The 25,308-nt window shown below is 63.5% G+C and carries 23 protein-coding genes and 1 tRNA gene; 10 read left to right on the forward strand and 14 right to left on the reverse strand.

Annotated elements, in window-relative coordinates:
- Positions 1 to 21: 21 nt before the first annotated feature.
- The 5 genes from denD to GDN70_RS23605 form a co-directional block, all read right to left on the reverse strand.
- On the reverse strand, positions 22 to 1,008 hold the full coding sequence (gene denD, locus GDN70_RS23585; RefSeq protein WP_028145158.1) for a D-erythronate dehydrogenase: 987 nt from the start codon (positions 1,006 to 1,008) through the stop codon (positions 22 to 24).
- Between the two features lie 67 nt (positions 1,009 to 1,075).
- Positions 1,076 to 2,011: a carbohydrate ABC transporter permease gene (locus tag GDN70_RS23590; RefSeq protein WP_028145159.1), complete on the reverse strand. Its 936-nt coding sequence runs from the start codon at positions 2,009 to 2,011 to the stop codon at positions 1,076 to 1,078.
- On the reverse strand, positions 2,004 to 2,921 hold the full coding sequence (locus tag GDN70_RS23595; protein ID WP_080670311.1) for a carbohydrate ABC transporter permease: 918 nt from the start codon (positions 2,919 to 2,921) through the stop codon (positions 2,004 to 2,006). The genes GDN70_RS23590 and GDN70_RS23595 overlap by 8 nt, the downstream gene beginning before the upstream one ends.
- A 100-nt stretch (positions 2,922 to 3,021) precedes the next feature.
- The gene (locus GDN70_RS23600; RefSeq protein WP_028145161.1) at positions 3,022 to 4,341 is read right to left on the reverse strand and encodes an ABC transporter substrate-binding protein; all 1,320 of its coding nucleotides are present in this window, start codon (positions 4,339 to 4,341) and stop codon (positions 3,022 to 3,024) included.
- 46 nt (positions 4,342 to 4,387) lie between these two features.
- A complete protein-coding gene (locus tag GDN70_RS23605) occupies positions 4,388 to 5,455 on the reverse strand; it encodes an ABC transporter ATP-binding protein (protein ID WP_028145162.1) in 1,068 nt (355 codons plus the stop codon).
- 202 nt (positions 5,456 to 5,657) lie between these two features.
- On the opposite strand from GDN70_RS23605, the gene GDN70_RS23610 reads away from it, so the two are divergent.
- The 7 genes from GDN70_RS23610 to GDN70_RS23640 all read left to right on the forward strand — a co-directional run bounded on the left by GDN70_RS23610 (position 5,658) and on the right by GDN70_RS23640 (position 12,088).
- On the forward strand, positions 5,658 to 6,758 hold the full coding sequence (locus GDN70_RS23610) for a LacI family DNA-binding transcriptional regulator (protein WP_097668157.1): 1,101 nt from the start codon (positions 5,658 to 5,660) through the stop codon (positions 6,756 to 6,758).
- A gap of 136 nt (positions 6,759 to 6,894) precedes the next feature.
- Complete coding sequence (locus GDN70_RS23615; RefSeq protein ID WP_095425905.1) at positions 6,895 to 8,724, forward strand: IlvD/Edd family dehydratase; 1,830 nt, start codon at positions 6,895 to 6,897, stop codon at positions 8,722 to 8,724.
- A 153-nt stretch (positions 8,725 to 8,877) separates the two neighbouring features.
- Positions 8,878 to 9,609, forward strand: a complete 732-nt coding sequence (locus tag GDN70_RS23620) for an SDR family oxidoreductase (protein ID WP_152103099.1) — start codon at positions 8,878 to 8,880, stop codon at positions 9,607 to 9,609.
- A 17-nt stretch (positions 9,610 to 9,626) separates the two neighbouring features.
- Positions 9,627 to 10,373 (forward strand): SDR family NAD(P)-dependent oxidoreductase, encoded by a 747-nt coding sequence (locus tag GDN70_RS23625; RefSeq protein ID WP_028145166.1) that lies wholly within the window; start codon positions 9,627 to 9,629, stop codon positions 10,371 to 10,373.
- Between the two features lie 7 nt (positions 10,374 to 10,380).
- On the forward strand, positions 10,381 to 10,773 hold the full coding sequence (locus GDN70_RS23630) for a GFA family protein (RefSeq protein ID WP_028145167.1): 393 nt from the start codon (positions 10,381 to 10,383) through the stop codon (positions 10,771 to 10,773).
- Between the two features lie 149 nt (positions 10,774 to 10,922).
- The gene (locus tag GDN70_RS23635) at positions 10,923 to 11,603 is read left to right on the forward strand and encodes a site-2 protease family protein (RefSeq protein WP_152103100.1); all 681 of its coding nucleotides are present in this window, start codon (positions 10,923 to 10,925) and stop codon (positions 11,601 to 11,603) included.
- Positions 11,604 to 11,665: 62 nt separating this feature from the next.
- The gene (locus tag GDN70_RS23640) at positions 11,666 to 12,088 is read left to right on the forward strand and encodes a hypothetical protein (protein WP_152103727.1); all 423 of its coding nucleotides are present in this window, start codon (positions 11,666 to 11,668) and stop codon (positions 12,086 to 12,088) included.
- Here the strand turns inward: GDN70_RS23640 and GDN70_RS23645 are convergent.
- From GDN70_RS23645 to GDN70_RS23670, 6 genes are all read right to left on the reverse strand, one after another.
- Entirely contained in the window at positions 12,076 to 12,888 is an 813-nt protein-coding gene (locus GDN70_RS23645) for an energy transducer TonB (protein ID WP_028145170.1), read from the reverse strand. The genes GDN70_RS23640 and GDN70_RS23645 overlap by 13 nt on opposite strands.
- Before the next feature lie 9 nt (positions 12,889 to 12,897).
- Entirely contained in the window at positions 12,898 to 13,353 is a 456-nt protein-coding gene (gene exbD / locus GDN70_RS23650) for a TonB system transport protein ExbD (RefSeq protein WP_028145171.1), read from the reverse strand.
- A gap of 3 nt (positions 13,354 to 13,356) precedes the next feature.
- Complete coding sequence (gene exbB, locus GDN70_RS23655) at positions 13,357 to 14,358, reverse strand: tonB-system energizer ExbB (protein WP_152103101.1); 1,002 nt, start codon at positions 14,356 to 14,358, stop codon at positions 13,357 to 13,359.
- Positions 14,355 to 15,044, reverse strand: a complete 690-nt coding sequence (locus GDN70_RS23660) for a Fe2+-dependent dioxygenase (protein WP_095425903.1) — start codon at positions 15,042 to 15,044, stop codon at positions 14,355 to 14,357. Before GDN70_RS23660 ends, exbB begins: the two co-directional genes overlap by 4 nt.
- A 2-nt stretch (positions 15,045 to 15,046) precedes the next feature.
- The gene (locus GDN70_RS23665) at positions 15,047 to 17,446 is read right to left on the reverse strand and encodes a TonB-dependent siderophore receptor (RefSeq protein ID WP_095425902.1); all 2,400 of its coding nucleotides are present in this window, start codon (positions 17,444 to 17,446) and stop codon (positions 15,047 to 15,049) included.
- Between the two features lie 224 nt (positions 17,447 to 17,670).
- Complete coding sequence (locus GDN70_RS23670) at positions 17,671 to 17,910, reverse strand: hypothetical protein (protein WP_152103102.1); 240 nt, start codon at positions 17,908 to 17,910, stop codon at positions 17,671 to 17,673.
- Between the two features lie 377 nt (positions 17,911 to 18,287).
- On the opposite strand from GDN70_RS23670, the gene GDN70_RS23675 reads away from it, so the two are divergent.
- The 3 genes from GDN70_RS23675 to GDN70_RS23685 all read left to right on the forward strand — a co-directional run bounded on the left by GDN70_RS23675 (position 18,288) and on the right by GDN70_RS23685 (position 23,233).
- Complete coding sequence (locus GDN70_RS23675; RefSeq protein WP_152103103.1) at positions 18,288 to 19,460, forward strand: efflux RND transporter periplasmic adaptor subunit; 1,173 nt, start codon at positions 18,288 to 18,290, stop codon at positions 19,458 to 19,460.
- The gene (locus tag GDN70_RS23680) at positions 19,457 to 22,603 is read left to right on the forward strand and encodes a multidrug efflux RND transporter permease subunit (protein WP_028145176.1); all 3,147 of its coding nucleotides are present in this window, start codon (positions 19,457 to 19,459) and stop codon (positions 22,601 to 22,603) included. The genes GDN70_RS23675 and GDN70_RS23680 overlap by 4 nt, the downstream gene beginning before the upstream one ends.
- A 66-nt stretch (positions 22,604 to 22,669) precedes the next feature.
- The gene (locus GDN70_RS23685) at positions 22,670 to 23,233 is read left to right on the forward strand and encodes an invasion associated locus B family protein (protein WP_028145177.1); all 564 of its coding nucleotides are present in this window, start codon (positions 22,670 to 22,672) and stop codon (positions 23,231 to 23,233) included.
- Between the two features lie 196 nt (positions 23,234 to 23,429).
- On the opposite strand, the gene GDN70_RS23690 is transcribed toward GDN70_RS23685, so the two are convergent.
- The 3 genes from GDN70_RS23690 to GDN70_RS23700 form a co-directional block, all read right to left on the reverse strand.
- Positions 23,430 to 23,792 carry a DUF1428 domain-containing protein gene (locus GDN70_RS23690; RefSeq protein ID WP_038946399.1) on the reverse strand — a complete coding sequence of 121 codons (363 nt, stop codon included), beginning with the start codon at positions 23,790 to 23,792 and terminating at the stop codon, positions 23,430 to 23,432.
- 168 nt (positions 23,793 to 23,960) lie between these two features.
- Positions 23,961 to 24,034: transfer RNA gene (locus GDN70_RS23695), tRNA-Gln, on the reverse strand.
- A gap of 176 nt (positions 24,035 to 24,210) precedes the next feature.
- Complete coding sequence (locus GDN70_RS23700; protein WP_152103104.1) at positions 24,211 to 25,254, reverse strand: acyltransferase; 1,044 nt, start codon at positions 25,252 to 25,254, stop codon at positions 24,211 to 24,213.
- Positions 25,255 to 25,308: the final 54 nt, after the last annotated feature.

Raw genomic sequence — 25,308 nt, forward strand, 5'->3', positions numbered from 1 at the left:
CAGGGCTCGCTCAGTCAGAGATCATGCGACGAAGTTGCCGCCGAGCTCGTCTTCGATGTGAATGCGGATGATGTCGTCGAAGGTCTTCTCGGCGGTGGTGAAGCCGAGCTCGAGCGACCGCTTTGCATTGAAATTGCGCGGCCAGCCGCCGACGATGCCGACGATGAAGGGATCAGGTTCGTGCTTGATGCGCGCCGCGACTTTTTCGCCGGCAACCCGCTTCAAGGCGGCGATCTGCTCGCCGACCGTTGCCGAAAGGCCTGGCATGGTCAGATTGCGGCGCGGGCCGACGGTGGCGAGATCCATGGTGCCGGCATGGAGCAGGAAGCCGACCGCGGAGCGCGGCGTCGCGTGCCAGTGGCGAACGTCCTCGGACACCGGCAGCACCGCTTCCTTGCCGGCCAGCGGCTCGCGCAGGATGTTGGAGAAGAAACCCGATGCCGCCTTGTTGGGCAGGCCCGGCCGGATGCAGATGGTCGGCAGACGGATGCCGATGCCGTCGAGGAAACCGCGGCGCGAATAGTCGGCCAGCAACAGCTCGCCGATCGCCTTCTGGGTGCCGTAGCTGAGCAGCGGGGTGTGGAAGAACTCGTCGCCGATCGCATCGGGGAACGGCGCGCCGAACACCGCGATCGAGGACGTGAACACCACGCGAGGCTTGTAGCCGCCGCCGACCAGCCTGACAGCATCGAGCAGCATCCGCGTGCCGTCGAGATTGATGCGGTAACCCTTGTCGAAGTCGAGCTCGGCTTCGCCGGAGACGATCGCGGCGAGATGGAAGATCACGTCCGGGCGGCCGGCGATGAGCTTCTCGGCCGCGCCTGGGACTGCGAAATCGCCCGACACGGTCTCGACCGGGAAACCGGCCTTTTCCGGCCTCTTCGGTTCGACCACGTCATGCATGGTCAGCTTGGTGATGTCGCTCTTGCCGAGCCGGCCGTCACGCAACAGCCGTTCGCACAATTTGCGGCCGACCATGCCGGCGGCGCCGAGAACCAGAATGTGCAAGAGCTTAACTCCTTCTTATTGGCCGGAGCGCGCAGCCTCCGGCGCGCTCCCGTGGCAGACCCCGCGATTATTCCTTCACGGCGCCGGTCATCGCGGACACATAATGCTCCACGAAGAAGGCGTAAAGGATGACGAGCGGCAGCGAGCCGGCCAGGGCTCCGGCCATCAGCGAACCCCAGCGGTAGATGTCACCGTCCACGAACTCGTTGACGATCGCGACCGGCACCGTCTTGTTGCTGGTCGACTGCAGGAAGGTCAACGCGTAGATGAACTCGTTCCAGCACAGCGTGAAGCAGAAGATGAAGGCCGAGATCAGCCCGGGGATTGCGAGCGGCAGAACGATCTTGATCAGGATCTGCCAGCGGCTCGCCCCGTCGATCAGCGCGCATTCCTCGAGCTCGAACGGGATGGTCTTGAAATAGCCCATCAAGAGCCAGGTCGAGAACGGGATCAGGATGGTCGGATAGGTCAGGATCAACGCCAGCGGCGAGTCGAACAGCCCGTACTGGAACACGACGGTGGCGAGCGGGATGAACAGGATCGATGGCGGCACCAGATAAGCGAGGAAGATCAGCCCGCCGACGAGATTGGCGCCCTTGTAGCGCAAGCGCACGATGGCGTAGGCAGCTAGCACCGACGCGATGATCGAAAGCACCGTCGCGCAGACGGCCACGTACATCGTGTTCCAGAGCCAGTACGGGTAGTAGCTCTCGAACAGCAGCTTGTGGAAATGCTTGAAGGTCGGATTCCAGGTCCAGAACGGGTTGTACCTGTCGAGATCGAGCAATTGCTCGTCCGGCTTCACCGAGGTCAGCGCCATCCAGTAGAACGGGAACAGCAGAACGATGACGATGATCGCGAGCGGCAGGTACAGCGTCACCATCCGGCGCGGCACCGACTGCAGATAGCTCATGCCCTCGCTGTGATCGTCCTTCGCCACCGTCGGAGAGGATCCCGATAGCACGGCCTTGAGATCAACGGACCTGGTGGGCAGATCAGTCATTGTTCTCTCCCTGCTGCCATTTCCTGCGCTGGAGGCCGAACCACGACACCATGATTGCGGCGAGCAGGAACGGGATCATGGCGCTCGAGATCGCGGCACCCTCGCCCAGCTGCCCGGCGATGATCGCGCGCTGGTAGGACAGCGTCGCCATCAGATGGGTGGCGTTGACCGGGCCTCCGCGCGTCATAGCCCAGATCAGCTGGAAGTCGGTGAAGGTGAACAGCACCGAGAAGGTCATCACGACGGCGATGATCGGCGTCAGCAGCGGATAGGTGATGAAGCGGAAATTCTGCCAGCGCGTGGCGCCGTCGAGCGTTGCGGCTTCATAGAGCGAGGGCGACACCGTCTGCAAGCCCGCCAGCAGCGTGATCGCCACGAACGGCACGCCGCGCCAGATATTGGCGAAGATCACGCAAATCCGCGCCCAGGTCGTGTCGCCGAGGAAGTTGATGTTTTGGTCGATCAGGCCGAGATGCCTCAGCGACCAGGAGATGATGGAGAATTGCGAATCGAAGATCCACCAGAACGCCAGTGCCGAGAGCACCGTCGGCACGATGAAGGGGATCAGGACCATCGCGCGCAACATCGCCTTGAACGGCATGTTCTCGTTCAGCAGCAGCGCGAGATAAAGCCCGATCGCGAATTTGAGGGCGCTGGCGACGAAGGTGTAGAGCAGCGTGTTGAACACCGACAGCCAGAAGATGGAGTCGTCCCACAACCACTCATAGTTCTCGGTAGCGACAAAGTGCCCGACCCTGCCGATGCGGGTGTCAGTGAAGGACAGCCAGATGCCGAGCCCCAGCGGATAGGCCAGGAAGAAGATCAGGAAGGCCATGGCCGGCACCATGAACCAGAAGCCGAGCCAGTTGCGATTGTGTTTGAGCTGGGTCCAGGCGCCGTCCTCTCTCATCTGAGGCTTGGCCCGGGGAATTGCGACATCAGCCATGCCCGATATCCCTGATCGAAATGTTGACGAGCGGGCGGCCGAATGGCCGCCCGCCCCGTGACCCTCAGCGATAGATGCGCTTCAGCTGGCGCTCGGCTTCCGCCATCGCGCCCTTCGCATCCTTGGTGCCGGTGCAGTAGTTGGCGAACATGTCGACGACGATGAAGTCGGCGATTGCGGTTGCCGCCTTTTCGCCGACGGTGCCGATACCGGCCGCCGGGAGAGTGCGCTTGGACGCCTGCGAGAACACGGCATTCTTGGGATCCGCCGTCCAGATCGGCGCCGATTCATAGCCGTTCAAGGTCTGCGTCAGATAGCCCTGCGCGCCGTCCAGCCACTTCTCGTAGTTCTCCTTCTCCAGCATGAAGGCGACGAAAGCCTTCGCCGCGTTCGGATATTTGGTGAAGTTGAAGGCGAGGATCGGCAGCGCAAGCTGCAGCTCGGTCGGCTTGCCGACCGGTCCGACCGGCCAGAGCGCGTGATAGGTGTCCTCGGCGAGCTCCTTCTTGCTCGCATCGGTCTTGGCGGCGACGTAGATCGAGATGCCGTTCGCCGTGCAATAGAGCTCGCCGGCGAGGAACGCCTTGTTGTTGGAGGAATCGTTCCAGGACGCGGTGCCCGGGATGAAGGCATCGTACAGCGACTTGCAATATTCAAGCGCCTTCGCGGTCTCCGGCGAATTGATGATGATCTTGTCGCTCTGGTCGACCGTGTAGGCGCCGTGGCCCCACAGCACCCAGTGCAGCCACGAATTGCCGTCGCCCGAGGCGTGCCCGAGCGCGAAGCCGGCCGGCGTGTTGTTCGCCTTCAGCGCCTTGCACATCTCGAGGAAGCTGGGGAAGTCCTTCGGGAATTCCTTGAACCCCGCCTTGTCGAGCGCCGACTTGCGGTACGTCATGTAACCGCCGTTGGTCGCGACCGGAATACCGAGCCAGTCGTTGCCTTGCTTGCAGGTCTTGGCGGCCGCATCGGTCCAGCCGCCGTACTTCTTGCCGAGATAATCGGCGACGTCGTTCATCTTCAGCACTTTGGTGGGGAACAGCTGCGGCAACGTGTGCAGGCCCCAGGCGAGATCGAGTCCGGAGCCGGTATTGGCCGCAACCGAGGCCTTCGGCTGCACATCCTCGAAGGATTCGCTGAACACGTTCATCTCGGTGCCGGTGGCAGCCTTGAACGCCGCGACCATTGCGTTGAACGCGTCGTCCTCAGCCGGCACGAAGCGCTTCCATCGCATCACGGTCAGCTTGGCACCGGGCTCCGCCTTCCAGGGCGCGCTCTGCGCCCAGGCCTTGGCGAAATCGAACAGTGCCGGCCCGGTGAGCATGCCGGTCGCAGCCAGTGCCGTTCCGCCTTGAAGCAGAGTCCGGCGGGTAAAGTCTTGCATGTCGTCCTCCCTGTGATGCTTTTTATTGTCTTAACTTGAACTTACGCTACGCGTTCAGGCGCTTTCCCGTCGCCTCGTCGAACAGATGCACCAGCGACGGATCGGGCTTCAGCCGGATCTTGTCGCCCGGGTTGAACTGATGGCGTTCGCGGAAGACCGCGACGACCTGCTCGCCGCCGATCTTGGCGAACACCTGCGTCTCCGAGCCGGTCGGCTCGACCACGATGATCTCGGCTTCGGCGCCGTCGTCGGCAATGGTGAAATGCTCGGGCCGCACGCCATAGACCGCGGGACGGCCGTCGGACGCCGCGGGAGCGGTCTTGAGCGGCAGCTTGACGCCGTTCGGTCCCTCGAAGGTCGCAACGCCGTTGACGCGCACATGCCCCTTCAGGAAGTTCATCGCGGGCGAGCCGATGAAGCCGGCGACGAACTGGTTATCGGGCTTGTCATAGAGCTCGAGCGGCGTGCCCATCTGCTCGACGATGCCGTCATGCATGACGACGATCTTGTCGGCCATGGTCATGGCTTCGATCTGGTCGTGGGTGACGTAGACGGTCGTCGTCTTCAGCCGCTGATGCAGCTCCTTGATCTCGGTGCGCATGGCGACGCGCAGCTTGGCGTCGAGGTTGGACAAGGGCTCGTCGAACAGGAAGACTTGCGGATCGCGCACGATGGCGCGGCCCATCGCGACGCGTTGGCGCTGGCCGCCGGAGAGCTGGCGCGGATAGCGATCGAGCAGCGGCGACAGCGCGAGGATCTCGGCGGCGCGCTTGACGCGCTTGTTGATCTCGTCGGCGCCCGCATTCCGCAGCTTCAGCGAGAAGCCCATGTTGTCGGCGACCGTCATGTGCGGATAGAGCGCGTAGTTCTGGAATACCATCGCAATGTCCCGCTCCTTGGGCTGGACATTGTTGACGACGCGGTCGCCGATCGAGATCGTGCCGGAGGTGATGTTCTCGAGACCGGCGAGCATGCGCAGAAGCGTCGACTTGCCGCAGCCGGAAGGGCCGACCAGAACGACGAACTGGCCGTCCTCGATCGGTACAGTCACGCCGTGCAGGACTTCAAAATTGCCGAACGATTTCCGCACGTCGCGGATTTGCACAGACGACATCTAGCTCCCTCCTCGAAAGTCCACGGCGCCTCTAGCGCCGCGACCGTCTTGTTTTTTCAGACTTCACCGAACTCGGCCCGATCTTAGCGGGCAACATTGTCGGCAGTTTGTGCGGTTTTGGCAATTTGTCTTTGGTTAGTCGTTGCTGGTAGCGCTGTCAACGTTCCTTTGTTTGCGGGACTGACTGTGTTAAGAGCAGCAAATGGGTCGAAAACGCACCAAGTCAGGCAAGATCCGGCTGGCGGAAGTCGCCGAGCTTGCCGGCGTCAGCCCGATTACGGCGTCCCGCTTCTTCCGCAATCCGGAGGCCCTGTCGATCGGCAAGCGGACGCGGGTCGAGAGCGCCGCCAAGGAGCTCGGCTATGTGCCGAACCTTGCGGCCCGCGCGCTGGCCTCGCAACGCACCGAGGTCATCGGTGTCTTGATCCCGTCCCTCACCAACAACGTGTTCTCGGACGTGCTGCGCGGCATCTACGACGCGTCCGAAGGTAGCCGTTACTCGATCCAGTTGTCCAACACGCGCTACAGCATTCTCCAGGAAGAAAAGCTGCTGCGACTGTTTCTCGCGCAGAAGCCGGCCGGGCTGATCGTCACCGGCATCGACCAGACCACGGAATCGCGTGCCATGCTGGAGGCCGCGGATTGCCCGATCGTGCAGATCATGGAGATCGGCCCCGATCCGGTCGACATGATGATCGGCTTTTCGCACTATGATGCAGCCCGCGCAGCGGTTGCGCACCTGTTCGAGCAGGGCCGCCGCAAGATCGGCTTCGTCGGTGCGCGCATGGACCCGCGGGTGCAGCGGCGGCTGGACGGATATGTCTCGGCGATGAAGGATGCCGCACTGTTCGAGCAGCGCCTCGTCGTCACCACGGCGACACCGACCTCGGTGACGCTGGGCGGCGCCCTGTTCACCGATCTCCTGGCGCGCGAGCCCAATCTCGATGCGGTGTTCTGCGCCAATGACGACCTTGCGCTCGGCGTACTGTTCGAATGCCGGCGCCGGGAGATCGCTGTCCCCGAGCAGATCGCGATCGTCGGCTTCAACGACCTCGAGTTCATGGCCTCCGCCGTCCCCACCCTTACCAGCGTGCGCACCAACCGCTACGAGATGGGCAAAACGGCCGCCACCATGCTGATCGAGGCGATCGACGGACGGCGCCCGGAGCAGCCGGTGCTCGATCTCGGCTTCAGGGTGATCGAGCGGCAAAGCTCATCGCCGCGCCATTCGGACAGCAGGCCGACCGTTTCAGTCGCAGGCGCGGCGAACAAAATGGTAGCGTTACCAAGTAGCCATGACTAGTATCGCATTTGTGAGGAAACGACCCGCCAGCGGGCCAGCGATCCGTCATTGGCGTCATTGGGCATCGCACAAGCCGACACCCCAAGACTGATGTAAATGGACGGACGCCAGTGCGTTTGCATTGCAGGAGAAACCAATGACAAAAAAGCCAACCAATGGGCATGCGCCCGCCGGCAACGGCTCCCGCCGCCACCTTCGCTCGCAGGAATGGTTCAACAACCCGCATAATCCGGGCATGACGGCGCTCTACATGGAGCGCTACCTCAATTACGGCCTCACCCGTGCGGAGCTGCAGTCCGGCAAGCCGATCATCGGCATCGCCCAGACCGGCAACGACCTCTCTCCCTGCAACCGCCACCATATCGAGCTTGCCCATCGCGTCCGCGAGGGCATCCGCGAGGCCGGCGGCATTGCGATGGAATTCCCGACCCATCCGATCCAGGAGACCGGCAAGCGCCCGACCGCCGCGCTCGACCGCAACCTCGCCTATCTCGGCCTGGTCGAGATCCTCTACGGCTATCCGCTCGACGGCGTCGTGCTCACCACCGGCTGCGACAAGACCACGCCGGCCTGCATGATGGCGGCGGCGACCGTCAATCTGCCCGCGATCGTGCTGTCGGGCGGCCCGATGCTGAACGGCTGGCATGCCGGCGAGCGCACCGGCTCCGGCACCATCGTCTGGAAGTCACGCGAGCGGCTCGCCGCGGGCGAGATCGACTATGAAGAGTTCATGGAGATCGTGGCTTCGTCGGCGCCCTCGGTCGGCCATTGCAACACCATGGGCACCGCCTCGACCATGAACGGTCTTGCCGAAGCGCTCGGCTTCTCGCTGCCGGGCTGCGCGGCGATCCCCGCGCCCTATCGCGAGCGCGGCCAGATCGCCTACGAGACCGGCAAGCGCGCCGTCGAGATGGTCTGGGAAGATCTCAAGCCCTCGGACATCCTGACCCGCAAGGCGTTCGAGAACTGCATCGTGATCAATTCGGCGATCGGCGGCTCGACCAACGCGCCGATCCACATCAACGCGCTGGCCCGCCACATCGGCGTCGAGCTCACCATCGAGGACTGGCAGAAGGTCGGGCACGACGTGCCGCTGCTGGTCAACATGCAGCCGGCCGGCTTCTATCTCGGCGAGGAATTCCACCGCGCCGGCGGCGTGCCTGCGGTGGTGCGCGAGTTGATGAAGCACAAGCGCATCCATGAGGATGCCGTCACCGTCAACGGCCGCGGCATCGGCGAGAACTGCAAGGACGCGCCTGTCCCCGACAACGACGTGATCTGGGCTTACGACAAGCCGCTGGTGAAGGACGCCGGCTTCCTGGTGCTGAAGGGCAATCTGTTCGATTCCGCGATCATGAAGACCTCGGTGATCTCCAAGGAATTCCGCGACCGCTATCTCAGCAATCCGAAAGATCCCAACGCATTCGAGGGCCGCGCCATCGTGTTCGAGGGTCCGGAGGACTATCACGAGCGGATCGACGATGCCTCGCTCGACATCGACGAGCGCTGCGTGCTGTTCATCCGCGGCACCGGACCGATCGGCTACCCTGGTGGAGCCGAGGTCGTGAACATGCAGCCGCCGGCAGCGCTGATCAAACGCGGCATCCTGTCCCTGCCCTGCATCGGCGACGGCCGCCAGTCCGGCACCTCGGGCTCGCCCTCGATCCTGAACGCTTCGCCGGAAGCTGCCGCCAATGGCGGGCTTGCGATCCTCAAGACTGGCGACAAGGTCCGGGTCGACCTCAACAAGGGCAGCGCCAACATCCTGATCTCGGACGAGGAGCTGAAGAAGCGTCACGCCGAGCTCAAGGCCAATGGCGGCTTCAAGCATCCCGAAAACCAGACGCCGTGGCAGGAGATCTATCGCAACACCGTCGGCCAGCAATCGACCGGCGCCTGCATGGAGCTCGCCACGCGCTATCAGAACGTCGCCGGCACGTTTGGCGTGGCGCGGGATAATCACTAAGCAAGATTGTCATTCCGGGATGCGCCGCAAGGCGCAGGCCGGAATCCATACTCCCGATCGTGGTTATGGATTCTCAGATGCGCAATTGCGCATCGTAGCTCGCGCCTTCGCCGCGCCCCGGAATGACGGCACCAATTCAAAGGAGAAAACAACATGGCACACCGCCTCAAGGGCAAACGCGCCGTCGTCACGGCTGCGGCAGCAGGCATCGGGCGCGCTTGCGCCATCGCATTTGCGCGTGAAGGCGCAACCGTCATCGCCACCGACATCAACGAGACCGGTATCGCTGATCTGACCAAGGAAGGCATTGCCGAGGTCGCAAAGCTCGACGTGCGCAACACCGCCGACGTCAACGCCCTTGCCAAGCGCATCGGCAAGATCGACATCCTGCTCAACGCGGCCGGCTTCGTGCACCACGGCACCATCCTGGAGTGCTCGGAAGAGGATTTTGATTTCTCGTTCGACCTCAACGTCAAGTCGATGCACCGGACCATCAGGGCGTTCCTGCCCGACATGATCGCGGGCGGCGGGGGCAGCATCGTCAACATCTCGTCCTGCGCAGCGCTGCGGCCGCCGGCGAACCGCTACGTCTACAGCTCGTCGAAGGCGGCAGTGTCGCTGCTGTCGCGTGCGGTCGCGCTCGACTTCATCACCAAGGGCATCCGCTGCAACTCGATCTGCCCCGGCACCGTCGAGACGCCCTCGATGCTCGACCGCGCCGCCGCACAGGGACCGCAAGGCAAGGAGATGTTCATCTCCCGCCAGAAGATGGGCCGGCTCGGCACCGCCGAGGAGATTGCCAACATGGCGGTCTATCTCGGCAGCGACGAGAGCGCCTTCACCACCGGCGTCGACCTCGTCGTCGACGGCGGCTACATGCTCTGACCCCAGGGGCACCCGGCATGAACAAGATCGATCTCGACGGCCGCGTCGCCATCGTCACCGGTGGCGCGCAGGGCTTTGGCCGCGCCATCACCGAGCGCCTTGCCGCCTCCGGCGCCAAGGTCGCGATCTGGGATTTCGACGCCGCGCTCGCTGAGAAGACGGCGAAGGAGATCGGCGACAACGTCCGCGTCTTCAAGGTCGACGTCACCGACACCGCGGCCGTCGAGCAGGCGCGCGATGCGACGCTCGCCGCATTCGGCAAGATCGACATCCTCGTCAACAATGCCGGCATCGCCGGCGTGAACAAGCCGGTCTGGGAGACCGACCTCGAGGAATGGCGGAAGGTCCTACGCATCAACCTCGATGGTCCCTTCATCGTCTGCAAGGCCATCGTGCCCGCGATGCTCAAGCAGAAATACGGGCGGATCGTGAACATCGCCTCGATCGCCGGCAAGGAAGGCAACCCGAACGCCTCGCACTATTCGGCGTCCAAGGCCGGCCTGATCGCGCTGACGAAGTCGCTCGGCAAGGAGCTCGCCGCGCATGACATCCTCGTCAATGCGGTGACGCCGGCCGCGGCCAAGACCGCGATCTTCGACCAGATGACGCAGCAGCACATCGACTTCATGCTGTCGAAGATCCCGAAGGGGCGCTTCGTGCTGGTCGAAGAGCTCGCCGCGATGGTGGCCTGGCTCGCATCCGAGGACTGCGCGTTCTCGACCGGCGCGGTGTTCGACATCTCGGGCGGACGCGCAACCTATTGAGGACAGCATGATCCGGGAAGGTGGATGCCTGTGCGGCGCGGTGCGGTTCAAGGCGGAAGGCGAGCCGCTCAACGTTCGCGTCTGCCATTGCCGCCTCTGTCAGAAGGCGATGGGCTCGCCCTTCTTCGCCCGCGCGCAGTTCGACCAGCGCGCGCTGAGCGTCGAAGGCGAGACGGAGCGCTATGCGTCGTCCGAGGCGATCGACCGCGTGTTCTGCAAGCGCTGCGGCACGCGCCTGTTCGCCTGGCGCCGTAACGGCACGCTCGCGGGCGTGTCCCTCTCCGTTTTCGACGATCGCAATGCCTTCGCGCCGACCGAGCACATCTGGGTCTCGGAAAAGCCCGCCTGGCTGAAGCTCGACGACGGCCTGGTGCAATATCCGGGGACGATTCCGGCCTGATTGCACGATGGCACGGCGGCGTGCTGCCGGCGCCCCCTTTGCAGCGTGGCATTTCGGGACCGCCCCTCCTATGTTGAGCCGAAGCGTTGCTGTACCGCCGGTTGGCCGGGACGGCCGCAAGGCCGCAGGCAAACCGGGACGGACGAGCCGTGAACATTTCCTTTTATGATCTGTCGGTATGGGTGCTTCCCCTCGTGCTCGCCATCACCTTCCACGAGGCTGCGCACGCTTTCGTCGCGGACCGGCTCGGGGACGACACCGCCTCGCAGCTCGGCCGCGTCAGCTTCAACCCGCTGCGCCACATTGACCCGTTCGGCACCGTGATCCTGCCGGCGATGCTGCTGTTCGCGCACTCGCCGTTCCTGTTCGGCTACGCCAAGCCGGTACCGGTCAACTTCCGCAAGCTGAACAACCCCAAACTGGACATGGTCTGGGTGGCATTGGCCGGGCCTGTCACCAACATCCTGCTGGCGCTTGCAGTGGCCCTCACCTTCCACGCCCTGCCCCTTGTCCCCGCAGGCTCGGCGAAATGGGTCGCCGACAACCTCAAGAATGCGCTCATCATCAACGCCATCCTCGCGGTCTTCAACATGATGCCGATCCCGCCGCTCGATGGCGGGCGCGTCGCGGTCGGGCTGTTGCCCCGCCCGCTCGCCATGCCGCTGGCCCGGCTCGAGCCGTTCGGGATGCTGATCCTGATCGGCCTGTTGATCCTGCTGCCCCTTGCAGGTTCCCAGTTCGGTCTAAATCTTGATGTTATTTCAGCAATACTGCGAACGTTGACCGGTTATGTGATTCAGGCTGTTCTCCTCCTGACCGGCAATGCGTAGTTGAACAGCCACCCGAACTTTAAGCCGAAGGGCCAGAGGCCGACTTGGTCAAAGCTGCCGATATGCTGATCGCGCGACGCGCGGACACCCGCGCCCGCGCCGATTTGGCCACCTGGAAGATGATGGCCAAGCTCAATGGGGCGTCCGCGCTCCCGCCGGAGGCCCAGGAGTTTCTGGCGAGCTACCAGAACCTGCTGGCGCAGATGAGCGAGGGCGAGGCCACCGAGGCGACCATCGGTGCGATCTACAAGGCCTATTATGCCGAGATGGGCGGCGCGGGAGCCGCACCCGACGTCCGCCCTCGCCCGCCTGAAGCAGCGGCGGACAATGTTACCGCTTTCCGCCGTCCGGCGCCGAAGCCAAAGACGACCAGCTTTTTCGGGGCTGGGGCGACAGCTGGAACCCAGAAACGGCCACTCCCGGTGGCGCTGATCTTCGCCTGCCTGGTCGTCGTCTATGTCGGCATCCGGCTCTACTGGCGCTGAGCGGTCTTCTTCTTTTTCGCGTCGGCCGGCGTGAAGATGATATCGACGGTCCGCTCGAACCGGTCCTCGGTCAGCCCGGCAGGCGGCTGCGGGATCGGATCCGACTTGCGGACGATCGAGACCGCGGCCGCGTCGTAGGCTGAATCCCCGGATGACTCCACCACATCCACCGACAGCACGTTGCCCTTCCGGTTGATCGCGAAGCTCACCTTGACCTTCTGGTTATTGGGCTGCTTGCCTTCCGGATTGATCTTGTGCAGCGACAAATGCGCGCTGATCTTGCGGTTCCAGTCGGCGGTCAGCTTCAGGATGTCCTTGCCGATGCCGATGACGGGCGCCAGCGCCTTCTCGGCCTCGCGCGCGTCCTCCTCGAGCGTCTGCCGTGCCGTCGCAACCGATTTCGGCGAGGCTTCGGCGGCCGGCGTTTCGACCGCCTGAATTTTCGGATCGTCTTCGGTCGGCTTCTTCGCGTTGTTCTCGGTCACGACGCGGTCGGGATCCTCGACCTGCTGCGACTGGTCCTTTGGAAGCTCCGTCTCCTTGGTCTCGGCCTTCTGCTCGGGAAGCGCCTGCTGCTCCTGCATCGCTTCGCTGTCGGGCCCGGGCGGCAGATCGGTTTCGGGCGCCTTGGGCGATGCCATCTCCACGGCGAATTCCGCACCGTTCGCACCCAGGCCGTCGCCGTCGTCGTCAGCGCGCAAATGAGCCAGCGCGAGCGCAGCACCACCGAGATGGAGCACGAGCGCGGCCACCGCCGCCAGGATCCAGAGCTTCCGGGATGGTCTGTGTTCGTCCGACATAGCGGGCCTCTAAGGCTGAGCGGCGCCTGCCGCAGGCGCTCCCGGCGCGCCTTCCAGCGCCACCAGTTTCACCCGCGTATAGCCGCCTGAGCGCAGGAGCTCCATGACGCCCATCAACTCCCCGTACGGCACCGAACGATCGGCGCGCAGGAAGACGTACTTGTCCTTGCTCATGTCGGACAGTCCGTCGAGCGTCCCGATCAGCTCGGCCCGGTGAACCGGATTCTCCCCGAGGGCGAGCGTCAGATCGGGCTTGATGCTGAGATAGGTCGGCTTGTCCGGTTTCTTCTGCGGCGTCGCGCTCGACGTCGGCAGATCGATCGGCAGGTCGACCGTGGAGAGCGGAGCTGCGACCATGAAGATGATCAGCAGCACCAGGATGACGTCGATGAACGGCGTGACGTTGATGTCATGCGTTTCCGAAAAATCGTCGTCGTCATCGTTGTCTGCGAGCGAAACGCCCATGGCTCACTCCGCTGCGCGCGAATGCACGCTGCCGTGGCTGCGGTCGAGATCACGCGAGAGCAGCCGCCCCGCGGCACCCGAGGCGCGGCTGACGAGCTCGAGATAGCCCTTCGTCACGCGCGAGAAGTGGTTGTAGATGATGACGGCCGGGATCGCGGCGACGAGGCCGATCGCGGTGGCGAGCAGCGCCTCGGCGATGCCGGGCGCGACGACCGCGAGGTTCGTGGTCTGCGACTTCGAGATGCCGATGAAGCTGTTCATGATGCCCCAGACCGTGCCGAACAGGCCGACGAAGGGCGAGGTCGAGCCGATGGTCGCGAGCACGCCCATGCCGATGCGGATCCGCCGCGCCTCGGCGCGCACGATCTCGGAAAAGCTGGAGGCCGCGCGCTCCTTGATGCCGGCGTCGCTGGACAGGCCGGCCGACATCCGCGCCTCGCGCAGCGCCGCCGCCAGGAACGACGGCAGGATGCCCTCCTTGGCTCCGAGCGCCATCTGCGCTTCGGCGAGGGAGCGCGTCTCCGCAACCTTCTTCAGCGCCGAACGAAGCTTGGAGGATGCGACCGACAGCTCGATCGACTTGGCAATGAAGACGGTCCAGGTCATCAGCGATGCGAAGGCGAGCCCGATCATCACCGCCTTCACGATGACGTCCGCCGACATGAACATCACCCAGGGTGACAATTCCTTCATCGCCGGCGCGATGCCAGCCGCCGCATCGGATTTGGCATCAGGCTTGGCATCAGGCTTGGCGGTGGTCGAAACGGCGGCCGCGGAGGGCACCGTCGGAGCAACCGGGGTGGCTGCCGTCGAAGCCGAAGGCGCCGGGACCGCAGGCGTGGTGGCCGCGGGCGCCGCCGGAGCCGGACCGGCCGGGGCCGGCTGAGCCGTCGACTGCGCCGGTGCCGAGGGGGGTTGTGTCTGGGCCGAAACGGGGGATGCGAGCCCGGCGGCCGCCAGCATCAAAGCTGCGGCAAGGCTTGCTCTAGAGGTCATGGTCTTCATACTTCGGCCCAGTAGCGAATGAGGTTGTGATAGATACCCGTCAATTTGACCGTTTCGGGATCGTCACGCCCGAGCCGGTCCACCAGCGCCTGAATCGCGGTATCGAGGTCGAAGATCATGCTCCGGGCTTGATCGTCCCGTATCATGCTCTGAAGCCAGAAGAAAGACGCAACCCGTGTTCCCCTGGTCACCGGCGTGACGAGGTGGAGGCTGGTCGAGGGATAGAGCACGCAGTCGCCGGCTGGCAACTTGACTTCGTGCGAGCCGTAAGTGTCCTCGATCACAAGTTCGCCACCGTCGTACTCTTCCGGCTCGGCGAGAAACAGCGTCACCGACAGGTCCGTGCGGATGCGAAGGCCGGTCAGACGGTCGCCGCGGATCGCATTGTCGACATGCAGGCCGAAATGGTGGCCGCTATCCGCCGCATAGCGGTTGAACAGCGGCGGGAAGATCTGGAGCGGAATTGCCGCCGCGATGAAGCGCGGGTTCGACGTCAGCGCAGAGATGATGTGGTTGCCGAGTTTTCGCGCGACCTCGCTATCGGGCGGCAATTGCTCGTTGCGCTTGACCATCGCCGACTGCGCGCCGGCGGTGGACCGGCCGTCCTCCCATGCGCTGGCGTCCATGATGCGGCGGAAATCCGCCACATCATCCTTGCTGAGAACGCCAGGCAGACACGTCAACATGATCAGAACTTCGCCGTCGTGACGATGTAGAAGGCCCGGCCCGGCGCGACCGCCACGAACGGCACGGCGCTGCGATAGAACGAGTCGTAATACAGCTTGTTGGTCAGGTTCTGGGCGTAGAACTTCATGGTCCAGTTCTTGTCGATCTTCTTCTCGACGAACGCGTCGAAGCGCCAATAGCTCGGCAGCTCGTTGGTGTTGGCCGCGAACGTGCCGCCATAGACCTTCGAGCGATATACCGCCTGTCCGCCAAGCTCCCAGCCGTCGTCGAACTTGTATTTGGTCAGCATGCTGAACGACTGATGGGCGATATTGGCAAGCTGCAGGCCGATGTTCGAGGCAACGCCGCTCTGCGTGACCTTGGACTGCATCAACACCAGGCCGCCGAAGATGCTCCAGCGATCGGTGATCTTACCCTCGGCTTCGATGTCGATGCCCTGGATCCTGTAGGCCGCGCCCGAGGTGAGCAGGCCGTTGACGGTCTCGCGCGCGTTGTCCTTGGTGGTCTGGAACAGCGCGCCGGTCACCAGCAGATGGCGATCGGCAAGCTCCCATTTGGTACCGACCTCGATCGCCTTGTTGCGCTCGGGTCCGAGCAGGATGGTCGAGTTGGCGGGAACGCCGCCGTAGTCGGTGCCGGTCGCGTCAAGCTCCGAGCCGAACGGATTGGCCGAGGTCGCGTAGGCTGCGTAGACGCTGCCGATCGACATCGGCTTGTAGACCGCGCCAACGTTGTAATTGACGAGATCGTTGTTCTGCTTGAGGTAGGCCGAGTTCGTCGACGCGCTCTGGCTGTAGCCGTCGTAGCGGATACCGCCGTTGACGATGATCGTGTCCTGCCAGTTCGCGGTGTCCATGACGTACACGCTGCTGGTGTTGACGCCATAGCGCGTCGGATTTCCGACGAGCCCCGGAATGCCGAAGGGAATGTTGGTGTATTGCGGGGAGTAGAGATTGACCCCCGTGACCGCACCGGTGCTCGTGAAGGGGCTTCCCGCCAGTTCCGAGGCGAGGCCGGCGTAGCGGTCGATCGAGATGTTCTCGTTCGAATATTCGACGCCGAACACCGCGGTGTGCTTGACCCCGCCGGTGTCGAGCTTGAACGTCGCCTCGTTCTGATTGGTCCACACGTCCACGTTCTGATAGCGGCTCTGCGCGCTCGCCGTCGTGGTCCAGAGCATCGGATTGGGGCTGGTCGTAATCGGGTTCTGCGGCAGCGTGCCGATATAGTTGAGCACCGAATGCTCGCCGCGCACCTTGCTGGTCAGCGTGATGGCCTCGTTGACCTTGTACTCGATCGTGCCGGTGCCGAAATCCTGCCGCGCCGTCTGGAAGTCGCGATTGAGGAAGCCGTACCAGTTGCCGCGCGGAATGCCGGCCGAGGTCACCGGCACATTGCCCTGCCTGTAATATGGCACGCCGAAATCCGGCAGACCGCTGAGGTCGGTGTGGACGTAGTTCGTGGTGATCTTGATGTCGCTCGTCGGGGTGTACTTGGTCGAGATGAAGGAGCCCCAGCGATTGTCGGTCACATAATTGCGGCCGGCGACGTTGGCGTCCTGGAACAGGCCGCCCGTGCGCACCGAGAAGGTGGGATCGATGACCTGGTTGACGTCGAGCGTGACGCGCTTTGTGTAGTCGGTCCCGAACTCGGTATCCATGCGCTGGAAATTGCGATCGCCCGCCTGCTTGGTGACGATGTTGATGGCGCCGCCGGCGGTGCCGCGGCCGGCATAGGAGGACGCGGGACCGCGCAGAATCTCGATCTGCTCGGTGAAGAAGTTCTCGCGGATGGACACGGCGGGATCGCGGATGCCGTCGATGAACACGTCGTTGCGCGCATCGAAGCCGCGGATGAAGAAACGGTCGCCGAACGCGTTGCCGCCCTCGCCCGAGCCCAGCGTCACGCCCGCGGTCGAGCGCCCGATCTCCTTCAGCGTCGTCGCGTTCTTGTCCTCGAGCACTTCCTTGCTGAGCACCGTGATCGACTTGGGCGTGTTCAGCATCTTCTCGGGAAACTTGCCGCTGGCCTGGACGTGGTCGACCTTGTAGGGCGCGGCCGGATCCGCATAGGGATTGCCGTCGGGAGCGCCTGACGGTGTGGTCGGCGCCGTCTGCTGAGCCGCCTGCTCGCGCTGCGCGGCGCGGCGAATCGCATTGCGGGCGCGGACCTGCTCCGGCGAGGGCTTCGACGACGTTGGACGCGGACGTTCGACGGGAGCATCGACCGTCACCGGCGGCAGGTTCGACTGCTGCGCCTGCGCGCCGCTCGACACCGACGCCACCGCGATCAAGCTCGCAACTGCGGAGACCTTCTTGCCGGAAACGCCTGCGAACTTTTCATCCACCAGACCGAATGCTGCGACCGAACGCAACGACTTCGGTGCGACCACCTGCCCCATTACCAAACGCCCCATCTTCCTGTTCGCTCATTCACTTCGACGAACGATGAGTGTTGGTATCGACCACAAAATAGCGGGTCAATGCGAGCGCCTCGCAAGAACCCTTGAATCAATCCAGATCAAAACGATTCTAAACTAGAGTTTGAAATCGTTCTAAACTGAGATTGGACTCGTTCTAAGAAACAGCGCCGCATGCTGTGCAATCGGCGGTTTCGCTCACAGCATCAATCGCTGCTCGGTGGCTTCATCAGCGAAAACAATTCGTCGACGGTTTTCAGCGCGACGGCGCGCACGCGATCGGTGCTCTCCATGCCGACGATGTTGACTCCGTTCACGACGGCTTTGATCTCGTCCCGGAAGTCGGTGAGGAAGTGCAAGGGATCGCGCTGCTCATTGGCGACACGCGCGATCAATCCCGTGATCAGAATCTGACACGCGATCAGCTTGCCGTTCAGCTCGTCCATCCTGCGCTCCCTTTGTGGCGGCGCCGATATGGACGATGCCGAAATTCCTGACAACCAAAACGGCTTCCGCCCGACTTAGAACCATTCTTGTTACCGATACCGACTGGCGGCTCGGCCCGCACCATTCGGCCCGAGCACACCGTCTGGGAGTGCTGCTTGAGGTTTGCCCGCCGATCGCGTCTGCCGGGAAAATGCAGCACTGCACACCGCCGTGCCAGACCACTGCCCAGACGGTGCAAAGCTTTCCAATTGTTTAGGATTCTCAACTGATAGTGCTGTTTACACTGGAACTTGGCGTGTATTATACAAACGCTTATGGAACCCTACGATTGCCCCATAATTCGTAGCCGAGGGCACAAGAGCCGACACGAGACGATATGAAAAAGTCCCGGCCGATCCTCTGGATTCTGATCATCGCGGCCGTGGCCTCCGCGGGTTACTATGGTTGGCAGAAATTCGGTGCCTCCCAGGCTGGAAAAGCCCAGACCGCCCAGAAGGGTCCGCCCCGCCCGCCCGCCGTCCCCGTCAGCGTTGCCCCGGTCCAGAAGGTCGATTTCCCAGTCTATCTGACCGGTCTGGGCACGGTTCAGGGGTTCAACACGGTGCAAGTCCGCACCCGCGTGGATGGCCAGATCGACAAGCTCGCCTTCCGCGAAGGCCAGATCGTCCAGCAGGGCGAGCTTCTGGTCTCGATCGATCCCCGTCCCTATCAAGCCACGCTCGACCAGGCCAAGGCCAAGAAGGCGCAGGACGAGGCTAGTCTGGCCAACGCCAATCTCGAGCTTCAGCGCGCCATGAAGCTCGGCGAATTCGCCACCGCCCAGCGGGTCGACACCCAGCGCTCGACCGTCGCCCAGCTCACCGCCCAGATCGCCGCCGACGAAGCCGCGATCGCCAACGCCCAGACCCAGCTCGACTACACCCAGGTCAAGGCGCCGATCACCGGCGTCGCCGGCCTGCGCCAGGTCGACATCGGCAACATCGTCAACGCCTCGACGCAGACGGGCATCGTCACGATCTCGCAGGTCGAGCCGATCTCCGTGATCTTCACCGCACCGGAAGACCAGCTGCCCTATATCACCGAAGGGCAGAAGAGCGGCGCGCTCAAGGTGATCGCCTTCACCACCGACGGCAAGAAGACGCTGGCCGAGGGCAAGCTTGCGGTCATCAACAACCAGGTCGACACCAGCAGCGGAACGATCCGGCTCAAGGCGGTGTTCGACAACAAGGACCACACGCTGTGGCCGGGTCAGTCGGTCTCGACGCGGCTTCTGGTGCGGACGCTGAAGGATGCGACCGTGGTTCCGGATGACGCGGTCCAGCATTCGACCAACGGCCTCTACGCCTATACCGTCAATCAGGACAACAAGGCCGAGGTGCACAAGGTCAAGGTCAGCTACGCCATCGACGGACATTCGGTCATCGAAGAAGGGCTGAGCGCCGGTCAGCAGGTGATCACCGGCGGCCAGTTCAAGGTGCAGCCCGGAAGCCTCGTCTCGACGACGGTGGCGAGTTCGAACCCGGCCCAGAACAAGGTACGACAGGAATGACCGAGGGCGGGATTTCGGCACCTTTCATCCGTTATCCCATCGGCACCTCGCTGCTGATGGCCGGCATCCTCTTCGTCGGTCTCGTCGCCTATCCCCTGCTCCCGGTCGCACCGCTGCCGCAGGTCGACTTCCCGACCATCCAGATCACCGCCAATTTGCCGGGCGGCAGTCCCGAGACGATGGCTTCGTCGGTGGCGCAGCCGCTGGAGCGCCAGTTCGCCCAGATTCCCGGCATCGCGCAGATGACCTCGACGAGCTATCTGGGCACCGCGTCGATCACCATCCAGTTCGATCTCAACCGCAGCATCGATGGCGCTGCCAATGACGTGCAGGGCGCCATCAACGCCGCCAGCGGCCAGCTGCCGAAGAACCTGCCGTCGCCGCCGACGTACCGCAAGGTCAACCCGGCTGATGCGCCGATCCTGCTGCTCTCTGCGACATCGGAGACGTTGCCTCTGACCAGCGTCAGCGACGCGGTCGACGCCCAGCTCGCCCAGCAGATCAGCCAGCTCTCCGGCGTCGCCCAGGTCTTCATCGGCGGCCAGCAAAAACCCTCCATCCGCGTCCAGGTCGATCCCGCGAAGCTGGTCGCCAAGGGCCTGTCGATGGAGGACGTACGCAGCCAGATCGCGATCACCACGGTCGACAGTCCGAAGGGCAATATCGACGGCGAGAAGCGCGCCTACACGATCTACGCCAACGACCAGCTCACGCACGCGAAGGACTGGAACGACGTCATCATCGCCTATCGCAACGGCGCTCCGTTGCGAATCCGCGACATCGGCCAGGCGGTCAGCGCCGCTGAAGACGCCAAGCAGGCGGCCTGGGCCAACGGCAAGCGTGGCGTGTTCCTGGTGATATTCAAGCAGCCGGGCGCCAACGTCATCGAGACCGTCGATCGGATCAAGGCCACCCTGCCTCGCCTCGTGGCCGCGATCCCACCCGCCATCAAGATCGAGCTCATCAGCGACCGCACAACGACCATCCGCGCCGCCGTCGAGGACGTCCAGTTCACGCTGCTGCTGACCATCGCCCTCGTGGTCATGGTCATCTTCATCTTCCTGCGCAGCTTCTGGGCCACCGTCATTCCGGCCATCACGGTTCCGCTGGCGCTGCTCGGCGCCTGCGCGCTGATGTGGGTCGTCGGCTATTCCCTCGACAATCTATCGCTGATGGCACTCACCATCGCGGTCGGATTCGTCGTCGACGATGCCATCGTGATGCTCGAGAACATCACGCGCTACATCGAGGAAGGCGAATCGCCGATGGCGGCGGCCTTCCGCGGCTCGAAGGAAATCGGTTTCACCATCGTGTCGATCAGCATCTCGCTGGTCGCAGTGCTGATTCCGCTGCTCTTGATGGGCGGCATCATCGGGCGCCTGTTCCGCGAATTCGCCGTCGTGCTGGCGATGACCATCTTCGTCTCGATGTTCGTGTCGCTGACCCTGACGCCGATGATGGCCTCGCGCTTCCTGCGCGCCCATGGCGAGGTGCGCCACGGCCGGTTCTATCAATGGAGCGAGCGCGCCTTCGACGCGATGCTGCGCGGCTACGAATACGTTCTCGACCATGCCCTCGCCTGGCGGCGCACCACGCTGGCGATCTTCTTCGCCACGCTCGGACTGTCGATCTATTTGTTCGTCCTGATCCCGAAGGGTTTCTTCCCGCAGCAGGATGTCGGCCTGATCACGGCGACTTCGGAAGCCTCGCAGGACATTTCGTTCAAGGAGATGACCCGGCGTCAGGAACAGCTCGGCAAGATCATCCTCGCCGATCCCGATGTCGCCAGCGTCGCCATGTCGATCGGCGGCAGCGGCCGCGCCGGCAACAACGGCAACATATTCATCACGCTGAAGGCTCGCGACAAGCGCGATGCCTCGGCTCAGCAGATCATCGCGCGACTGCGTCCCCAGTTCGACAAGGTCGAGGGCGCCCGCGTCTACATGCAGGCAGCCCAGGACGTGCGCCTCGGCGGACGGCCGACGCGTACGCAGTTCGAATTCACGCTGCAGGACGCCAATCTGGACGAGCTCAACGAATGGGCGCCCAAAATCCTCGCCAAGATGCAGACGCTGCCGGAGCTGCGCGACGTCGCGACCGACCAGCAGACCCAGGGCACCACGGTCCAGCTCAAGATCAACCGCGACACCGCCGCGCGCTACGGCATCCAGCCGCAGCTGATCGACGACACGCTGTATGACGCCTTCGGACAACGGCAGATCACGCAGTATTTCACCCAGCTCAACACCTACAAGGTGATCCTGGAGATCCTGCCGGAGATGCAGGGCAATCTCGACAGCCTGAACAAGCTCTATCTGAAGTCGCCGCTGACGGGCGACCAGGTGCCGCTATCGACGTTCGCGACCTGGACCACCGATCCGGTCCGCCCGCTCTCGATCAGCCACCAGGGCCAGTTCCCGGCGATCACCATCAGCTTCAACCTCGGCCAGGGCGTCGCGCTCGGTCAGGCGACGGAAGCCGTGCAGAAGGCGATGGCAGATCTCGGCGCGCCGCCGACGCTGAACTCGAGCTTCCAGGGCACCGCGCAGGCGTTCCAGCAATCGCTCGGCACCGTGCCGCTGCTGATCCTTGCCGCGCTCGTCGTGGTCTACCTGATCCTCGGCATCCTCTACGAGAGCTACATCCATCCGATCACGATTCTGTCGACCCTGCCCTCGGCAGGCGTCGGCGCGCTTCTGATCCTGATGGCGGCCGGATTCGACTTCAGCCTCATTGCCTTGATCGGAATCATTCTCCTGATCGGCATCGTGAAGAAGAACGGCATCATGATGGTCGACTTCGCCATCGCCGCCGAACGCGACGAGCACAAGACGCCGGCGGAATCGATCCGCCAGGCCGCCCTGCTCCGCTTCCGCCCGATCATGATGACGACGATGGCCGCGCTGCTCGGCGGCGTGCCGCTGATGCTCGGCCACGGCACCGGCGCCGAGATCCGCCAGCCGCTCGGCTACGCCATGGTCGGCGGCCTGATCGTCAGCCAGGCGCTGACGCTGTTCACCACGCCGGTGGTCTATCTCTATCTCGACGAGCTCAACAACTGGTTCTCGGGCTGGGGCCGTTCGGGTGACGGCGAAGGCGGCGAGACGGTCGAGCACGGCACCGTTAAGGAAGCCGCCGAGTAGCGGCTTGCACGGCGCTTCCGGCGACGCTACAGCGAGGCCCCCGGTTCACGCCAACGCGGTCTCGCCATGCTCATGCAATCCAGACTTGTCGCCCTCGCCGCAGCTGTCCTGTTGCCCTTGGGCGCCGCGTATGCCCAACAGGCCAAGAAGAACGCCCCCGCTCCGGCGGCACAGCCCGCGCCGGCTCCGACGCAGCCACAGGCTGACGGCGCGCCGGCACAACAGCCCGGCTGGATCGTGCGTTGCACCAGCGTCAGCCGCGACGCGCCGCTCGAATGCGCGATGGAGCAGAACGCGGTGCTGACCAAGACCGGCCAGACCATCGTTTTGATCAACATCCGCATCGCGCCCGACACCCGCACGCCGGTGGCGCTGCTGCAATTGCCGCTCGGCCTCAACCTTCCCATCGGCGCCAAGCTCCAGGTCGACGAGGGCAAGACGGTCGATTTGCAGATCCAGACCTGCGAGAACCGCGGCTGCTACGCCTCGGCGCCGATCGCGCCGGACCTGCTTGCCGCCTTGCGGTCGGGCAAGCAGCTCAAGGTCTCCTTCCAGAACATGGCCAAGGAGACGATCGCGATCCCGATGCCGCTGGGCGATTTCGCGGCCGCCTACGACAAGATCAAGTAACGCAAGTCCCCGTTACTGCCGCGCCATCTGCGCGTCGCCGTCGAGCCGCTGGTCATTGTGCATGGTGACGGTGACGTGCAGCAGCCGTGTCGATCAGCAGCGTGTATTCGGTGATGGAGGCGCGGCTCGCCGGCTGCCCGCTGTTGCAGGCCGAAGTCGACCGCGCACCTCCGAGATAGGCTTTCTCCCCCGCCTCTCAGCTGACGACGTCGCTCGCCCTGAGCAATGTCGTGAAGCCGCCATAGATCATGCGCTTGCCGTCGAACGGCATGCCCTCCATCTTCAGCCGCGGGTCCGCCATCACCTTCTTGTTGACGGCATCGCGGGTCTCCCGGTCGCGGTAGACGATCCAGGCGAACACCACGACCTCGTCCTCCTTCGCCATCACCGCGCGCGGAAACGAGGTGAGCTCGCCATAGGGGACATCGTCAGCGACGCATTCGACATAATCGAGCGCGCCGTGCTCCATCCAGAGCGCGCAGGCGGTCGTCGACAGCGTCTTGTAGGCCTCGATCTTGTCCTTCGGCACAGCCAGAACGAAACCATCGACATAGGGCATCAGGGATCTCCTTGAGTTGTGTGACCCAAGGACGATGCAGAGAACGGCGATCCGACCGGGGAAGTGCGATTTCAGATGAGGCAAACGGTCGCGACCGGCGGCGCGGCCCGTGGACGGTCACCGTCACCGAGGGGCCTTGAGATCTTGACCTTTGGGCGTGCCTGGAACTGGCTGGGGAACCTGGATTCGAACCAAGACAAACAGAGTCAGAGTCTGTTGTGCTACCGTTACACCATTCCCCACCGAAGCGCTTGAAATCACTAAGCTTTCTTCGGAAGTTCTGCGAGCGCGGCTGACAGTTTCGCAAATCAGCGGCTCGCAGGCCGCTCATATAGCCGCGCTGACCTTCGCGGTCCAGCCCCTCTGTGAACATCGTCGGCTTGTTCTCGCTGCGTTCGCACCGACAAGACCGACTGTCTCAACTCTTCCCGAAGGAATCCTGCGGCCCTCTGCGATTGTAGAACAGCGACCGGCGCGCCCGATCGATCCATCGCTGCAGCGTGAACTCGAAGGCGGGCGCAACGACCGTGGATGCGAGCAGGATGCCCAGGGTTTGAAACAGAATTCGCCAATGGCTCACAATGTGTGGATTGGTCAGCGTGATCGGATCAAAGAACTGCAGATTGATCGCGATCTGGATGAAGAGAAAATGCGAGAGATAGACGCCATAGGAGGCGTCGCCCAACGCGGTCGACAGCGGTCCGTTGATTCTTGAGAAAAGCGTCGGAATCACGATGCAGGTTGCGATAACCAGCGGTACGCCCTGAACGATGCCCCCGTGATAGTCGACGTCGGCATAGACGTCGCCGAGGAGATAGAGGCAGTACAGGGCCGCGAGCCAGTAGCCCGCACGCGTCGACCATGTCAGGCGATCTCGCAACGAGAAGAGCACAACGCCGGTGCCGAAATAGCCGATCTGGCTGTAAAACGGGAAGTAAGCCCATTTCCATTCGTAGACGTGCAGAATGGTCATCTTGATCGCGAAGGCAGCGACCACCAACCCGGCGAGCCATTTTCTATTCAGGAGAAGCAAGGCAGGCAGCAGCGCGTAGAAGACGATCTCCGCACTGATCGACCAGGCCTGCGGAACCAGGAGATACGTGGTGCTGTGCATGGCCGAATAGAGATCGAGACCCAGCAGCGACAGGTTGATCACATAGGGCCGCTCATCCGTTCTGAGGGAATTGAAGATGCCGCTCTCGTTCGCCGGATTCCACAGATGTAGCGCGAACGTAGCTGCAAGGACAGCGAGGTAGAACGGATAAAGCCTCGCGAAGCGGCTGGCGAAGAATGCAGCAGGCCGTCCGGGATAGTGCCGCTCATAGGCGGCGGCCATGTAAAAGCCGCTGATGATGTAGAAGACTTCTACAGCGGCCAAACCTCCGATTGTCTGGTGAATGACGCCAAATTGGCAATGAAATCCAACGACGATCGCCGCCAGCAGAAAACGAACAGTCCCCATCAGCCCCGCACCCGTTGGCTGATGCGAACTTAGACCGGCGACCGGCGTTGAACA

The sequence above is a fragment of the Bradyrhizobium sp. TM102 genome, assembly GCF_009176685.1.
Classification (GTDB): domain Bacteria; phylum Pseudomonadota; class Alphaproteobacteria; order Rhizobiales; family Xanthobacteraceae; genus Bradyrhizobium; species Bradyrhizobium ottawaense.

Excerpts from the sequence above, each read along its gene's own strand:
- GDN70_RS23665 (WP_095425902.1), bottom strand. The coding sequence starts at position 17,446 with ATGGGGCAGGTGGTCGCACCGAAGTCGTTGCGTTCGGTCGCAGCATTC.
- GDN70_RS23690 (WP_038946399.1), bottom strand. The coding sequence starts at position 23,792 with ATGCCCTATGTCGATGGTTTCGTTCTGGCTGTGCCGAAGGACAAGATC.
- GDN70_RS23600 (WP_028145161.1), bottom strand. The coding sequence starts at position 4,341 with ATGCAAGACTTTACCCGCCGGACTCTGCTTCAAGGCGGAACGGCACTG.
- GDN70_RS23645 (WP_028145170.1), bottom strand. The coding sequence starts at position 12,888 with ATGTCGGACGAACACAGACCATCCCGGAAGCTCTGGATCCTGGCGGCG.
- GDN70_RS23680 (WP_028145176.1), top strand. The coding sequence starts at position 19,457 with ATGACCGAGGGCGGGATTTCGGCACCTTTCATCCGTTATCCCATCGGC.
- GDN70_RS23605 (WP_028145162.1), bottom strand. The coding sequence starts at position 5,455 with ATGTCGTCTGTGCAAATCCGCGACGTGCGGAAATCGTTCGGCAATTTT.
- GDN70_RS23630 (WP_028145167.1), top strand. The coding sequence starts at position 10,381 with ATGATCCGGGAAGGTGGATGCCTGTGCGGCGCGGTGCGGTTCAAGGCG.
- GDN70_RS23625 (WP_028145166.1), top strand. The coding sequence starts at position 9,627 with ATGAACAAGATCGATCTCGACGGCCGCGTCGCCATCGTCACCGGTGGC.
- GDN70_RS23660 (WP_095425903.1), bottom strand. The coding sequence starts at position 15,044 with ATGTTGACGTGTCTGCCTGGCGTTCTCAGCAAGGATGATGTGGCGGAT.
- GDN70_RS23675 (WP_152103103.1), top strand. The coding sequence starts at position 18,288 with ATGAAAAAGTCCCGGCCGATCCTCTGGATTCTGATCATCGCGGCCGTG.
- exbB (WP_152103101.1), bottom strand. The coding sequence starts at position 14,358 with ATGAAGACCATGACCTCTAGAGCAAGCCTTGCCGCAGCTTTGATGCTG.
- GDN70_RS23620 (WP_152103099.1), top strand. The coding sequence starts at position 8,878 with ATGGCACACCGCCTCAAGGGCAAACGCGCCGTCGTCACGGCTGCGGCA.
- GDN70_RS23700 (WP_152103104.1), bottom strand. The coding sequence starts at position 25,254 with ATGGGGACTGTTCGTTTTCTGCTGGCGGCGATCGTCGTTGGATTTCAT.
- GDN70_RS23590 (WP_028145159.1), bottom strand. The coding sequence starts at position 2,011 with ATGACTGATCTGCCCACCAGGTCCGTTGATCTCAAGGCCGTGCTATCG.
- GDN70_RS23670 (WP_152103102.1), bottom strand. The coding sequence starts at position 17,910 with ATGGACGAGCTGAACGGCAAGCTGATCGCGTGTCAGATTCTGATCACG.
- GDN70_RS23595 (WP_080670311.1), bottom strand. The coding sequence starts at position 2,921 with ATGAGAGAGGACGGCGCCTGGACCCAGCTCAAACACAATCGCAACTGG.
- exbD (WP_028145171.1), bottom strand. The coding sequence starts at position 13,353 with ATGGGCGTTTCGCTCGCAGACAACGATGACGACGACGATTTTTCGGAA.
- GDN70_RS23615 (WP_095425905.1), top strand. The coding sequence starts at position 6,895 with ATGACAAAAAAGCCAACCAATGGGCATGCGCCCGCCGGCAACGGCTCC.
- GDN70_RS23610 (WP_097668157.1), top strand. The coding sequence starts at position 5,658 with ATGGGTCGAAAACGCACCAAGTCAGGCAAGATCCGGCTGGCGGAAGTC.
- GDN70_RS23685 (WP_028145177.1), top strand. The coding sequence starts at position 22,670 with ATGCTCATGCAATCCAGACTTGTCGCCCTCGCCGCAGCTGTCCTGTTG.
- GDN70_RS23640 (WP_152103727.1), top strand. The coding sequence starts at position 11,666 with ATGCTGATCGCGCGACGCGCGGACACCCGCGCCCGCGCCGATTTGGCC.